Here is a 13095-nt window from a genome sequence, read left to right as displayed (position 1 = left end):
GCTGGATCGCCGTGTGCTGACCCCTGCATTAGCCGACCTTTGCGATGAGGCTCATCAGCCGCTCGATAGAAGGTTGCCGCTCCAGGTTCGCCACCAGCGCGACGACTTCATCGGCCGCGTCCCGCTTCAATCCCGCATGCGCGGCATTTTCCTGGAACTTGTTGGCGACTTCATCATAGCTCATCGGATTGGCAGGGCTGCCCTTTCCGAAGTCCGCTTCGCCGTGGATAACGCGGCCATCGGTGAGCGTGATGTCGATGATGGTCGTCATCTTGTGGTAGCCCGCCTTTTCGGCCTTTTCATCAACGACGAAGTCGACCTTCTCGATCATCGCCTTAACATCCGGTCGCTGCGTCGTCTCGTCCGTAAATTCCCCAAGGCCGGCCCGACCGTCGAGCAGCAGGATGGCCATGCAGAATTCCATCGAGAACTTCGCCTGCAATTCGTCCTTCGGACGATGATGAATCAGCGCATTCGGCATGTTGGAATTGGTGCCGACGCGAACATGCTTCACATCCGCCGCTTTGATGTTGTGTTCGCGGATGAGGCGCGCCATCTCGGTCATGCCCGGATGTGTCAACGAGCCCGACGGATGCGGCTTGATCGAGATCCCGGGGTTGGCGAATGTCCAGGGCTCTCCAAGGCGCGGATAGATCGCGCCGATATCGTAGCCGCCGCCGGCAGCGTTGAAGAAGCCGCGCGGCGCTTCCAGGATTTTATCGGTTGCCGTCCAGCCGTGAGCGGCGAACTGCGCCGCAGCGACCCCGCTCTCCGAGGCGCGACCTGCATGAAACGGCTTCGTCATGGTACCGAAGTTCTCGCGGAGGCCTGCCGACTGGCTGCCGGCGATGGAAAGCGCCCGGGCAGTTGCTTCCGGGTTGAGCTTCATCAACGAGGCAGCCGCGGCGGCCGCAGCGAAGGTTCCGCAGGTGGCGGTGGCGTGGAAACCCGTCTGATAGTGGCGAGGATCGATAGCCTCGGCGATCTTGCATTCGACTTCCACGCCGAGGTGATAGGCGAGCATCGTCTGTGCACCGGTCGCGCCGACCATTTCCGCCATCGCCAGCGCTGCCGGCAGGGCCGGGGCGGTCGGATGGGTCAGAAGGCCATAGACCCGATCCGTCGCGACGGCGAGCTGTGTGTCGTCGTAATCGTCGGCATGGATGCCCACGCCGTTGGCAAAGGCGGCAAAACGCGGGGCGATCTTGCGGCCCATGCCGATGACTGTTGCTGCGCCTGCCTGCAGGCCGAGTTCATCGAGGTGGCGAAGAACGATTGCGCCGCTATGGGCAACGGAGCCGGAGAGGGCGAGGCCGAGCCCGTCGAGAATGGATTTCTTTCCAAGTTCGACGACATCGGCAGGCAGCTCTTCAGGTGTAGCCCCGGCGACGAAGCCAGCGACGTATTTGGTAAGCCCGTTTTGTGCCGATTTATCCATTTGTTTCTCCCGTTCGGTTTCTCACTTTGCCGCCAATCCGGCAACTGGCTGAAGTAGAGTATGAGTTATAGTAAACTGTCAACAATTTTCTGCCGACAATAAGACCAGCTGATTTCTTTCTTCCGGATTGTTTTGGGATCGGGAAGACCGCCGATCTTAGTCGAATGAAGTTGCCGGGTGGTGATGTCTCGCCGAAGTGGCTCGGCGGGTACGTGCCGTGCCGTTGGTGATATGGGCATATCCGGCAGCAAAGCCGCGTTGCGCGTCATGAGCCGCGACCGCATCCACAATCGCTCGATGTTCGGCGTTGGAGACGGTCAGGACATCGCCGCTGGCCAGGGCCCGATAGCGCTGGATGTGGAGTTCACGCGCCAGACCGAGATATATTTGCGCAAGACGCATGTTCCCGCAGGATTTTGCAAGCTCCGTGTGGAAGTCCAGATTGACCGGATAGTAGCTGCTGACTTCGCCGGTCGCGGTGAGTTCGTCCATGCGGTCGACGAGGCTGCGCAATTTGGCGATATCCTTCTCGCCGGCGTTCTTTGCCGCGCCCATGACGATGCACGCAAAGAGATAGGCTCTCGCTTCCGACACCTCCCGCGCTTCATCTTCGCTCAGTTCCCTGACGAAGAAACCACGGTTCGGAATGACCTGGATGAGGCCGAGCGCCACCAGGGCGCTGCACGCCTCACGGATGGGACCGCGGCTCACCTTGAGCCGCTGAGCCAGGGCATTTTCGTTTATCCGCTCGTTCGGGGTAAATTCGCCCTCGACGATCATCCGCTCGATTTCCGTCTGCACGACGTTTGTGAGCGAGCGCGTGCGAAGAAAATCGATGGGCGAAACCCCGGAAGTGTTGCTGGTGCCGTCCGTCATGAGCAGTGAATCCATCTGAAGTTTGGCAGGCGGCTTAGCTCAACTCGTATAGGCCCGGCAAGACGACAACGCGATGCCGCAGGCCTTGTTGCAATGGCGATGTCTGCGCTTTTCATCACTTTCGCACTCCTGGCGGCGATCTCGCGGCCGATCTCTGCGCTGTGGGCAATCCGTTGCATTCAAACCTCGCGTTTCGCCGTTGCGGAGCCGCCGAGGATCGGCACGTTATTGGCTACGAAGACCACGGCGAAGGAGACGATCAGCAGAAGGATGCCGAGCACGGAGATCGCGCCGTAGTCGCCGCTTTCGTTCAAGTCGTAGATGATCACCGAGACCAGCTTCGTCTGGGCCGTGGTGAGCAGGATCGTTGCCGACAGTTCGCGGATGGTTCCGATGAACACGAAGCACCAGGCTGCGATGATGCTGGTCCTCAGCAAGGGCGCAGTGATCTGGAAGAGACTTCTCATGCGCGTCGCTCCCAGGATCCGGCTGGCTTCCTCCAGTTCGGGATGTACCCCGTGGAAAGCGGCCGAAAGCTGCTGGTAACCTGCAGGCAGCTCTAGCGTCAGGAAGGCGATCAGCAGGATCCAGAGAGTGCCGTAGAGATGAAAGGTCGTATTGGCGTAGGCAAGAAAGAGCCCGACGCCCAGCACGATACCCGGAACGGCGATCGGGGCCATCGCCAGTCCGCCGAGCAGCGACGCATGGTTCACCGCGCGGCGAGCGACGAGATAGGAGACGACGAGGGCGATTGCCGTTGCGATCGTGGCCGTCAGAATTCCAACGATGAAGGTGTTCCAGATCGCAAGCCGCGTGCTTGAAAGCTCGAACAGGACGAACTCAAAATTATGAAAGGTGAGAGAGCTCCATGACAGCGGCTCGGAAATGTTGTGCGTCAGGGCGACCTTGAGAAGAGCCAGATAGGGAAAAATGATGGTGACGCAGAGGATGGCCAGGACAAACAGACCCGCAAGCCATTTCCAGGCCCCCAGTTCGACGCGTCTCGGCACGCCGCTCTTACCGCCGACAACGGTATAGCCGCGGCGCCCCAGCAGCCATTTTTGCAGCCACAGCAGAAGCATCGTCATGATCAGCAGGGGCAGGGCGCTGGCAGCAGCAAGGTCGAGGCGCGGCGGAAACTGGAAAAAGCTCCAGATCTTGGTGGTCAGAACGTGAAAGCCCGCAGGCAGGGCAAGAATGGCCGGCGAACCGAACATGGTGAAGGCCTGCACGATGGCGATGAGCGAGCCGGCCAGCATGGATGGCAACACCATTGGCAGGGTAACCCGCCATAGCGTTGTTCCCGGCTTGCCGCCGAGGATCGCCGAGGCCTCTTCCAAATCCGACGGCACCTTGTCAAAGGCATTGGCGACCAGGGTGAAGACGAAGGGGAAGGAGTAGCAGGTTATCGTGAAGACGAGACCAGTGAACGTATAGATATTGAATAGTGCCTCCGACTGGTCGAGACCAAAAGCCCAGCGATAGATGTTGTTGAGAATGCCGCTGTTTGGGGCCGCAAGCATTGCCCAAGCGATCGCGCCAAGGAAAGGCGGCGTCACGAAAGATGCCGTTACGAGGCTGCGGATGAACTTCTGGCCCGGCATGTCGGTGCGGGCGACAAGCCACGCGAGGGGTGTGGCTACAAGACATGAAAAGAAGCCGACGCAGGCTGCCATTCCCACAGATATGAAAAAGGCCCGGCGAATGGTCGCATCGGAGAAAAGCCGGACGAAATTCGCCAATGTCGGCGAGCCGGCCTTGTTGGTGAAGGCATAGTAGCCGAGCCAGAAGAGCGGCAATATAACCAGGATGCACAGAATGATCGCCAGCAGGATGAACAGCGGCGTCGAAAAATCGAACCTGACGAGACGCTGCCTTGAAGAGGGAGCAGCAGAGAGTGCGAGGTTTGTCACCGTATCACCTTTGAGAGTTTGCGCTTTCATCCGCAATTTTGCGGATCCTGTAAGGCGCCAGCGAGTTTCAGTCCCGGCAAGATCGGCAATGCGAATGGCATCAAGTGCTGGGAAGGAGGCGGCAGGGGCGCCTCCCTCCCAGGCTTGATCACAGTATCGATGTCATCAAGGCACCACCGTTCAATACGGATAGCCTTCGTGACATTGTCACGTTCCGAAATACTGTTCGTATTTCTGCTTGATTTCCTCAACCGCCTCGCGGACGGCGGAAGGGTCCGACTCTATGATCTTGATCTGCGACAGCGGCGTTCGATTGGACTTTTCCTTTACGTCCGGACGTACAGAGCGCAGTCCGCCGACATCGTCGTTGAGCTGCTGGGCCTCCTGCGTGAACATGAAGGAATAAAACAGCTTCGCTGCATTCGGATGAGGTGCGTAGGCAAGGATGGCAGCATTGCCGTAGGCGATGGATGTGCCTTCCTTTGGATAGATCGCCTTGATCGGCACGCCCTTATCCTGAAGGATGAAGACGTTGTATTCATTGCCATCGGCTTCGATGGGGCGTTCACCCTGGGCGAGTACCTTTGGCGGCTCAGTCGAGGACTGAACCTGCATCACGCCCTGTTGACCAAGCTTCTGGAAATAATCCCAGCCCAGGAGCTGGCTAAGGGCATAGGTCGCCGTCATGACGTTGCCGCTATAGCCCGGATGCGATTTCACGAGCTTGCCCTTGTATTTGGGATCGAGCAGATCAGTCCAGGTCTTCGGGGCGTCTTCAGGCTTCACCAGATCCGTGCGATAAGCCATGACGGTAAGTGTCGCGCGGAAGGCGGCGTAGAGCCCGTCCGGATCACGATTCTTTTCCGGCCAAAACTTTGCCACGTCCTCCGGCACGGCCGGCATCAGCCAGTTCTGATCTTTGAAGACGAGAAAGTTCGAAGCGTCCGAGGTCTCGATGACATCGGCGTTGTGGATGCCGCTGGAATATTCCTGGCCGATCCGCTGGAAGACACGCTCTGAGCCGGCGCGTTCCACCTGAACCTTGAGGCCCGGATATTTTGTTTCAAACGCTTTACCAAGCTTTTCGGCAACCTGTACGTCGGTCGAGGTGTAGTATACGACCACACCCTCCTTCTTGGCGGCCGCCACCAGGTCATCCGTCACCTGATAGGGAGCCGGTGCTGCTGCCCAGACGGAATGACTCCATCCGAGCGAAGCGACAACTGCAACAGCTGCGATTCTCATTTTCTTCATATCATTCTCCTCCCTTAACGTGCGAGCGCCCGGCAACGATCAGGCGGGCAGTGAAGCCAAACTTGTTGGCTCTCCGGGATCGCGACGTTGACGGGCGCGACTGCCCGCACGGTTTCCCCGCCTGATAGACTGATGAGGTAGTCTCGGTGGGAGCCGAGATAGACCTGCCGTATGACCTTGCCGCTCGCCCAGTTGCTGCCGCCGCCGCTCGGTCTTTCGCTTGCGAGATGCATGTCGTGGTGACGTATGGACACGGCAACCTCGCCCTGGTCGGGGAAATCGCCGCTGCCGCATGTAAGTACCAGACCCTCGCCGCAATCGACGGCATTGTCACCGACGCGCCGGCCCTTGAAGATGTTCGAACCGCCAATGAATTGCGCCACGAATTCCGATCGCGGGCGTTCGTAGATGTCTTCGGGTGTCCCGGCCTGTTCGATGTTGCCTTGCTTCATCACAACGATGAGATTGGCGGCGGTCATCGCTTCCGTCTGATCGTGCGTCACGTAAACCGTGGTGTAACGAAACTCGTCATGCAGGCGACGGATCTCGAAGCGCATTTCTTCGCGGAGATTGGCATCAAGGTTCGAAAGCGGCTCGTCGAGCAGCAGCGTCTCCGGCTCGACGACAAGTGCGCGTGCCAGCGAAACGCGCTGCTGCTGGCCCCCTGACAGTTCCGACGGATAGCGCGATGCCAGATTGGCAAGCTTCGTCGCCTGCAGGATGCGGTTGGTCCGTGTTTCGATATCCGCACGACCAAGCCGCCGCAGTTTCAGCCCGTAGGCGACATTGTCGAATACCGTCATGTGTGGCCAGAGCGCGTAGCTCTGGAAGATCATCGACATGTTGCGGGCTTCGGGTGGTTCGCTCGCGGAGGCGGAGGAAACGACCCTCCCTCCGACACTGATGCGGCCATCCGATGGCTTGATGAATCCGGCAACCAAGCGCAGGGTTGTCGTCTTCCCGCAGCCCGAAGGCCCTAGCAGGCAGACGAGGGTGCCTTTGTCGATGGCAAGGTCAACACCGTTTACCGCCGTCATGGCACCGTAGCGCTTGGTAAGCTTGTTTAGCTCAACAAAGGTCATCGTTCCTCCCGAACCTTTTCGAAGGCAGCGCGCGCCTTACATTCACACCGTCGATTGTTTTCAGAAAATTGTCAACAGTTAACTATACAAGTGACGAGAGAATAATTTGCTCTAGATATCGCGAGCCCTGCCGCCCGCGGACAGACCCTACCCGGCAACCAGGAAGAAGCCGCAAAATACCAATGATCCCGCCCCCATAAGCGCGAGTGGACCGAGCCGAAGCCTTTGCGCCGCGATGGCTACGATCAGGGCAACCAACCAGGCGATCCAGCCTCCCTTGGCATCGCGTAGCAGGAAGAAGGCACTCGAAAGCACGAACGCTGCGGCAAGCGGAGACAGGCCATAGATCAGTGCGCGCTGCCAGATCGCGTTGGGGCTGCTATGCCAGGCATGCGCGACGAGCAGAATGAGCGCGGAGGAGGGCGCGAAGATCGCAATTGTCGCGGCTATCGCGCCAGCAAGCCCTCCGACCTTCCAGCCGATCAGCGTGACGATCAGCGTGCCCGGGCCAGGCGCCACGCGGGAAATGGCGAAGATATCAAGGAAGCCCTGCTTGGTGAGCCAGTGAGATTGGTCGACGACGCTGTGCTGCAACTCGCCCAGTATCGAGGCTCCGCCCCCAATCGCCAGCAGCGACAGCGGCGCAAACGTCAGACATAATCCGATAAGGGAATTATCGTCTTTCATGCCACTCCCTCACGAAACCGATACCGACGCCGACCGGTGCCAGAATGGCCACCAGGGTGATCGCTGAGAGATGGAAGACGATGCCGCCCACCAACGCCGTGAGAAACAGTATGCCCGAGAAAATATCACGATAGGCATGCCGAGCCGCCCGATAGCCGACGGACAACGAAAGGCCGGCAGCCGATGTCGCCAAGCCGGCGAGCAGGGCGCCGATCACGGGCACAGCACTCAGATGCAGGATCGAGCCACCGATCAGAACGATGACGACCGCCGGCGGGAGGACCACGGCGGTCAGCGCCGCGAGTGCTCCGGCGATGCCGCGCTGTTGATAGCCGAGCCAAAGTGCCAGGTTTGCGATATTGACGCCCGGCAATGCCTGACTGACCGCAAGGCCCGAGAGGAACTGGTCTTCACTCAGCCATCTTCTGGAAACAACGAGTTCGGCATGCAGCATGCCGTTTACGCCATTGCCGATGCTGGTAATGCCCAGCTTGGCGAACACTGCAAAGAGCATCCAGAGCGGGGGCGCTGAAGGAACGGGATCGTCCGGCGACGGTTCGATTTTATATGCCTGCACGCGCCCGTCTCCCTCTTCCATGGAGGTTTGCACTATGCCCGGCTCCGTAGGAGAATGGGTCTTGTGCACCGCTGGGCCGCCGTCGAACCGTGATGGTTTGTTGACAGTTGCCAGTAAATGATGGATTGGCGTTTTCATGACCAATGAGCTCGAATTTTTGAAGGCCCATTCGTTGAGCAGCCTCGTGCGCCGCGAACTGGAGAAGCTGATCCTTTCCGGGGAATTCGCCCCCGGTGAAAGGCTCAATGAATATGTGCTTGCCGCTCGCTTTTCGGTGAGCCGCGGTCCGGTGCGCGAGGCATGCCGTGCGCTCGCCGAAAAGGGGTTGCTCGACCTCGTTCCCAACCGCGGCGTCTTCATGCGCAAGATCGACGAAGGCCATGCAGCTGCGCTTTACGACGTTCGCGCCGGCCTTTTCGCCTCGGCAGTAAGGCTGCTGGCAAGCAGGATTACGCCTGAGCAACTTTCCGCGCTCGAGGATTTGCTGCGGCGCATGGATGATGCCGCGGACAGGCAGTCTTTGGATGAGTACTATCCCTTGAATCTGGAATTCCATGATTCACTCATGCGCTTTGCCGGAAATAGCCGATTGCACAGCCTTTACGGGGAGTTGATCAAGGAACTTCATCTGTTTCGCGAACGCGCGTTGCTTCATGACGGCGGTCTGGCCGTATCGAATGCCGAACACCGTCGCATTGTTGACGCGCTCCGAGCCAGGGATGCCGCGGCCGCCACGGAAGAAGCGTTCAACCACGTTCTGAGCGGTAAGGCGCGCATGGCAATTCACGATACCCACGAGTCCAAATAACGCCGGCAACGGCATCGCAGCAATCCTCCTCCGGTGCTGTCGGCCCCGCGGACGGGGCCGACGATAAATGACGCGTACGACGCAGTGACGGTCAGAGCGCGCTTTCGATCGCCGCCGCACATTCCCGTGTGTTCGCCTTGCCGCCGAGATCCCGGGTTCGAAGCGATGGTTCGGCCAGCACTCTTTCGATCGCTGTGACAATGGCCGCCGATGCCTCGGGATAACCGAGATGATCGAGCATCATTGCCGCGGACCAGATCTGGCCGACCGGGTTTGCAATTCCCTGTCCGGCAATATCGGGAGCCGAGCCGTGCACGGGCTCGAAGAGCGACGGAAACGTGCGCTCGGGATTGATATTGGCGCTCGGTGCAATGCCGATCGTGCCGGTGCAGGCCGGTCCGAGATCCGACAGAATATCGCCGAATAGGTTCGACGCCACGACCACATCGAACCAGTCGGGATGGAGCACGAAGTGCGCTGTCAGGATGTCGATATGGTATTTGTCCCAGGTGACATCAGGGAAGGACTTGGCCATCTCGACCACGCGCTCGTCCCAATAGGGCATGCTGATCGAGATGCCGTTCGATTTTGTTGCCGAGGTGAGGTGCTTGCGCGGGCGCCTTGCTGCCAGATCGAACGCAAATTTAAGGACACGATCGACGCCCACGCGCGTCATGACCGTCTCCTGCAGGACGACCTCGCGATCGGTGCCGGGGAAGATGCGGCCGCCGATGGACGAATATTCGCCCTCGGTGTTTTCCCGGACGACCCAGAAGTCGATGTCGCCCGGATGGCGACCTGTAAGCGGGCTCGGCACGCCTGGCATGAGGCGCACGGGGCGAAGATTCACATACTGATCGAACTCCCGCCGGAACTGGAGAAGCGATCCCCACAGGGAAATGTGATCGGGGACGGTTGCAGGCCAGCCGACGGCACCAAAGAAGATCGCATCGTGCGATCCGATCTTCTGCTTCCAATCCTCGGGCATCATCTGGCCGTGGCGGAGGTAATAGTCCTGGGAGGCGAAATCGAACCAGTCGAAGGACATCGAGATGTCGAAGCGCGAAGCGACCTTTTCAAGGACGCGCACGCCTTCTGGCACGACTTCCTTACCGATCCCGTCGCCGGGGATGACTGCGATACGAAAGCTATTGGACTGGGACATTCGATGCTTTTCCGGAGATTGCGTTGATCGAGGAAGTGGTTTGTCCCGTTTGGGAGGCGGCCCGTTTTCTGCCGGCAAGCTGCGCTGCCAGGCGCACGGCGCTCTCCAATGCTCCCGTGGAGGCGACACCCTTGCCCACGATGTCGAAAGCAGTTCCGTGAGCGGGGGTGGTGAAGACGGTGTCGAGGCCCGCGGTCACCGTCACGCCGCGATTGAACCCACGCAGCTTCGTCGCGATCTGGCCCTGGTCGTGATACATCGCGACGACGCTGTCATATTCTCCGGCGAAGGCCTTGATATAGACCGTGTCCGACGGAAATGGCCCCTTGCAATTGATACCCGTTTCTGCCGCCGCGCGAACGGCAGGGCCGATCAGGTCGATCTCCTCCCGGCCGAACAGGCCGTTTTCACCGGCATGGGGATTGAGTGCGGCAACGGCGATGCGGGGCTGTTCTATACCCGCAAGCCGCATCGTGCGGTCAACGAGTTCAAGCGCCTCTATGATGCTTTCGTGGGTGATCATATCAAGGGCTGTACGCAAGGAGACATGGGACGTCACGCGGGACATCCACTGGCCGTCGAGCACGTTCATCTCGGAAAAATAGCCTTTGTGACCCAACAGGTGCGCGAACATCTTGTGTTCATCGGGAAACTTCCAGCCACCTGCATGGAGAGCCGCCTTGTTCAAGGGCGCAAAGGTTATTGCGTCGAACATGCCTGCAAGCGCGAGTCGTATCGCCTCCGCCAGCGTCTCGCCAGTCAGTTTGCCGGACTCCGGCGACATGACGGCGCGAGGGAGTGTCTCAGGATCGATGTTGCCGAGATCCATGACGGGCGTGCCCGGAGCATCCCAATCAATCGAATTCACGTCGGTGACGCGATTGACCGCAAGCGGCACGCCGGCATCGCGGGCGCCCATTTCCAATACGCGGACATCGCCTAGGACGACTATGCGTGCGACATCGGCGAGCCGCCGATCTGACATCACACGGGCGACAAGCTCCGGACCAATTCCCGTCATGTCGCCAAGAAGAAGGGCGAGGCGGGGAAGTGTGGTCGGGGCTTCTGATTTAAGAGCCATGACATATTCCTTGAAGATCTAACGGCCTCATCGGAACCGCTGCAAGGAATGTTGAAGCGAATGCATCAAAAGTCAACTGAAAACTGTTGACAATTTTTTCTTCGGCGGCGACGATGCCCTCCACTATCTCGTGGAGGAAACGTATGGTCGATCAAATCCAAACGTCGAAAGACACCGTGCCGTCGCAAATGCCGGCCCTCGAAACCGGTCACAAGAGCCTTATGGAAGGCTTCTCATATCGCCGCATCAAGACACGGGGAGCCGAGATCAATGTTGCCATGGCAGGCGAGGGGCCGCCGTTGCTCCTCATCCATGGAAATCCGTTGACCCATGTCAGCTGGCATTGCATCGCTCCCTCGCTCGCCAAGACATTCACCGTCGTTGCGATGGACCTGCGCGGTTACGGCGACAGTTCGAAGCCGGATGGCGGTCCGGACCACGCTGCCTATTCCTTCCGCGCGATGGGGGAGGATGCCTTTGACGTCATGAGCGAACTGGGTTTCGAGACCTTTGCACTCGCCGGACACGACCGCGGTGCCCGCGTCGGCTTTCGCATGGCGCTTGACCAGCCGGACAGGGTCACGCGGTTCTGTGCCCTCGACATCATCCCGACCTATCATCTGCTGACGAATGTCACGATGGGCTGGGGATTGGAGAGCTATCACTGGTTCTTCATGGCGCAGAAGGCGCCATTCCCGGAAAAGCTCATTTGCGCGGACCTCGATTACTACATTCAGTATAAGCTCAACAAGAAAGGGGTGGGTCTCCAGATTTTCACCCCCGAAGCATTCAAGGAATATGCGCGCTGCACCACGCCGGAACAGATTCACGCCGTCTGTGAAGATTACCGGGCAACGGTTACCCTTGATCTGGCCATGGATACGGAAGATTTCGGCAAGAAGTCGATACGCTGCCCGGTCATGGTGCTCTGGGGCAGCAACAGCCACGTCGGCCGCCATCTCAAGCCCATCGAGGCATGGTCGCCCTGGGCCCCGGATCTCAGAGGTTGGGCTATACCGACTGGTCATTATCCGTCCGAGCATCGCCCGGATCTTGTTTATGAAAGCTTCTGGTCGTTCTTTACGGGCAAGGAACCAAAGCCCTTCGAATAGGCTGGATCTGGCTGGCACCGCCCTGCGGTGCCAGCAACATGGCGAGGATATCGCGTCCGAGCCGAAGCACACCGGAAATGGTACGTGGCTGGTTGTTCGATCGAGCCCCGTCCGCATGATCCGGCCTCATGAATAAGGAGTTTTCGCTGTGATTGACCAAAGCCTCAAAGGCCGGGTCGCGATCGTAACGGGCGCTGCCCGCAATATCGGCCGCGAGATTGCACTGACATTGCCTCGTCAGGCGCGGCAGTCGTGGTGAACGCCCTGAGTTCGCTAGAGGAAGCTGAAGCCGTCGTCTCCGATATCGGCTCGGCGGGCGGACAGGCCATTGCAGTGCTGGCGGACGTGGCGACCCGGGAAGGGGCCGATCGGCTCGTCGCTCGCGCCGTGGAAACCTTCGGTCGGCTGGATTGCCTTGTCAACAACGCCGCGATCCGGCGCGAGACACCGTTCGCCGATCTCGATTATACCGAATGGCGTCAGGTGATCGGCATCATTCTCGACGGAGCCTTCCTGATGGCCAAGGCCGCTCAACCGGTTCTGGCCCGCTCAGACGGTGGGACAATCATCAATATCGGCGGCCTGTCGGCGCACACGGGTGCGGCCCATCGCGTTCACGTGGTGACCGCCAAGGCGGGTTTGATTGGGCTGACACGTGGCCTCGCGCATGATCTTGCGGGCCAGGGCACCACCGTCAATTGCGTCGTGCCCGGCATGATCGACACCGTGCGGGGTAGGTCGGCCGGCGGTACCCCCAGCCATCATGCGACGGGTGCGCCCCTCGTTGGCCGTCGAGGTCAGCCGGACGAGGTGGCCGCACTGGTCGGATATCTTGCCGGCCCCAAGGCACGTTACATAACGGGACAGACCATTCATCTGAACGGTGGGGCGTTCATGCCCTAGCGCTCTAGGAGCAAGGTCGAGGACGCTGCCTCGATCGCTCCGCGCGATAGATTTTGATGAAGCGGGAACGCGCGAGCACGTCGTATGAACGCGGTTCCCGAACCATAGGTCTCGAAGCAGCCCTTGTTTCCACAGGGGCAAAGTTCACCGTTCGGCATCAAATGCCCGATCGCAAGCAAAGCTTAGGATCAAAAGCAAT

At 59.5% G+C, this 13095-nt stretch carries 12 protein-coding genes and 1 pseudogene; 3 read left to right on the top strand and 10 right to left on the bottom strand.

The features are described 5' to 3' along the window. Positions 1-28: 28 nt before the first annotated feature. The 7 genes from FHT86_RS22380 to FHT86_RS22350 form a co-directional block, all read right to left on the bottom strand. Positions 29-1438, bottom strand: coding sequence for an MmgE/PrpD family protein (locus tag FHT86_RS22380; RefSeq protein ID WP_133709660.1), 1410 nt, complete (start codon positions 1436-1438; stop codon positions 29-31). Positions 1439-1594: 156 nt separating this feature from the next. Continuing rightward, the gene (locus tag FHT86_RS22375) at positions 1595-2314 is read right to left on the bottom strand and encodes an FCD domain-containing protein (protein ID WP_166656903.1); all 720 of its coding nucleotides are present in this window, start codon (positions 2312-2314) and stop codon (positions 1595-1597) included. 179 nt (positions 2315-2493) lie between these two features. After that, positions 2494-4257 carry an ABC transporter permease gene (locus FHT86_RS22370; RefSeq protein ID WP_133709658.1) on the bottom strand — a complete coding sequence of 588 codons (1764 nt, stop codon included), beginning with the start codon at positions 4255-4257 and terminating at the stop codon, positions 2494-2496. A gap of 177 nt (positions 4258-4434) precedes the next feature. Then, entirely contained in the window at positions 4435-5481 is a 1047-nt protein-coding gene (locus tag FHT86_RS22365) for an ABC transporter substrate-binding protein (protein WP_246779612.1), read from the bottom strand. A gap of 14 nt (positions 5482-5495) precedes the next feature. Continuing rightward, positions 5496-6563, bottom strand: coding sequence for an ABC transporter ATP-binding protein (locus FHT86_RS22360; protein WP_133709657.1), 1068 nt, complete (start codon positions 6561-6563; stop codon positions 5496-5498). Positions 6564-6710: 147 nt separating this feature from the next. After that, a complete protein-coding gene (locus tag FHT86_RS22355; RefSeq protein ID WP_133709656.1) occupies positions 6711-7250 on the bottom strand; it encodes a chromate transporter in 540 nt (179 codons plus the stop codon). Next, entirely contained in the window at positions 7237-7827 is a 591-nt protein-coding gene (locus FHT86_RS22350) for a chromate transporter (protein ID WP_166656902.1), read from the bottom strand. Before FHT86_RS22350 ends, FHT86_RS22355 begins: the two co-directional genes overlap by 14 nt. Before the next feature lie 136 nt (positions 7828-7963). Here FHT86_RS22350 and FHT86_RS22345 point away from each other — a divergent pair, with 136 nt between their 5' ends. Continuing rightward, the gene (locus FHT86_RS22345; protein ID WP_133709654.1) at positions 7964-8635 is read left to right on the top strand and encodes an FCD domain-containing protein; all 672 of its coding nucleotides are present in this window, start codon (positions 7964-7966) and stop codon (positions 8633-8635) included. 91 nt (positions 8636-8726) lie between these two features. Here the strand turns inward: FHT86_RS22345 and FHT86_RS22340 are convergent, their stop codons facing one another. Beyond that, positions 8727-9800: a tartrate dehydrogenase gene (locus FHT86_RS22340; RefSeq protein WP_133709653.1), complete on the bottom strand. Its 1074-nt coding sequence runs from the start codon at positions 9798-9800 to the stop codon at positions 8727-8729. Then, entirely contained in the window at positions 9784-10881 is a 1098-nt protein-coding gene (locus FHT86_RS22335; protein WP_133709652.1) for a PdxA family protein, read from the bottom strand. Before FHT86_RS22335 ends, FHT86_RS22340 begins: the two co-directional genes overlap by 17 nt. Before the next feature lie 143 nt (positions 10882-11024). Here FHT86_RS22335 and FHT86_RS22330 point away from each other — a divergent pair, with 143 nt between their 5' ends. Together FHT86_RS22330 and FHT86_RS22325 are read left to right on the top strand one after the other, a co-directional pair. Then, positions 11025-11993, top strand: coding sequence for an alpha/beta fold hydrolase (locus tag FHT86_RS22330; RefSeq protein ID WP_246779611.1), 969 nt, complete (start codon positions 11025-11027; stop codon positions 11991-11993). Between the two features lie 252 nt (positions 11994-12245). Then, positions 12246-12896: an SDR family NAD(P)-dependent oxidoreductase gene (locus tag FHT86_RS22325; RefSeq protein WP_312862455.1), complete on the top strand. Its 651-nt coding sequence runs from the start codon at positions 12246-12248 to the stop codon at positions 12894-12896. A 71-nt stretch (positions 12897-12967) separates the two neighbouring features. Here FHT86_RS22325 and FHT86_RS22320 read toward each other — a convergent pair. Beyond that, positions 12968-13054: pseudogene (locus FHT86_RS22320) on the bottom strand (ROK family protein); the annotation flags it as partial. Positions 13055-13095: the final 41 nt, after the last annotated feature.

Origin of the sequence: Rhizobium sp. BK313, from assembly GCF_014193655.1 — a bacterium.
GTDB lineage: Bacteria > Pseudomonadota > Alphaproteobacteria > Rhizobiales > Rhizobiaceae > Rhizobium.
The sequence above is the reverse complement of the archived record's forward strand: the minus strand, read 5'-3'. Positions and strand labels throughout refer to the sequence as shown.

Excerpts from the sequence above, each read along its gene's own strand:
- FHT86_RS22380 (WP_133709660.1), bottom strand. The coding sequence starts at position 1,438 with ATGGATAAATCGGCACAAAACGGGCTTACCAAATACGTCGCTGGCTTC.
- FHT86_RS22375 (WP_166656903.1), bottom strand. The coding sequence starts at position 2,314 with ATGACGGACGGCACCAGCAACACTTCCGGGGTTTCGCCCATCGATTTT.
- FHT86_RS22370 (WP_133709658.1), bottom strand. The coding sequence starts at position 4,257 with ATGAAAGCGCAAACTCTCAAAGGTGATACGGTGACAAACCTCGCACTC.
- FHT86_RS22365 (WP_246779612.1), bottom strand. The coding sequence starts at position 5,481 with ATGAAGAAAATGAGAATCGCAGCTGTTGCAGTTGTCGCTTCGCTCGGA.
- FHT86_RS22360 (WP_133709657.1), bottom strand. The coding sequence starts at position 6,563 with ATGACCTTTGTTGAGCTAAACAAGCTTACCAAGCGCTACGGTGCCATG.
- FHT86_RS22355 (WP_133709656.1), bottom strand. The coding sequence starts at position 7,250 with ATGAAAGACGATAATTCCCTTATCGGATTATGTCTGACGTTTGCGCCG.
- FHT86_RS22345 (WP_133709654.1), top strand. The coding sequence starts at position 7,964 with ATGACCAATGAGCTCGAATTTTTGAAGGCCCATTCGTTGAGCAGCCTC.
- FHT86_RS22340 (WP_133709653.1), bottom strand. The coding sequence starts at position 9,800 with ATGTCCCAGTCCAATAGCTTTCGTATCGCAGTCATCCCCGGCGACGGG.
- FHT86_RS22335 (WP_133709652.1), bottom strand. The coding sequence starts at position 10,881 with ATGGCTCTTAAATCAGAAGCCCCGACCACACTTCCCCGCCTCGCCCTT.
- FHT86_RS22330 (WP_246779611.1), top strand. The coding sequence starts at position 11,025 with ATGGTCGATCAAATCCAAACGTCGAAAGACACCGTGCCGTCGCAAATG.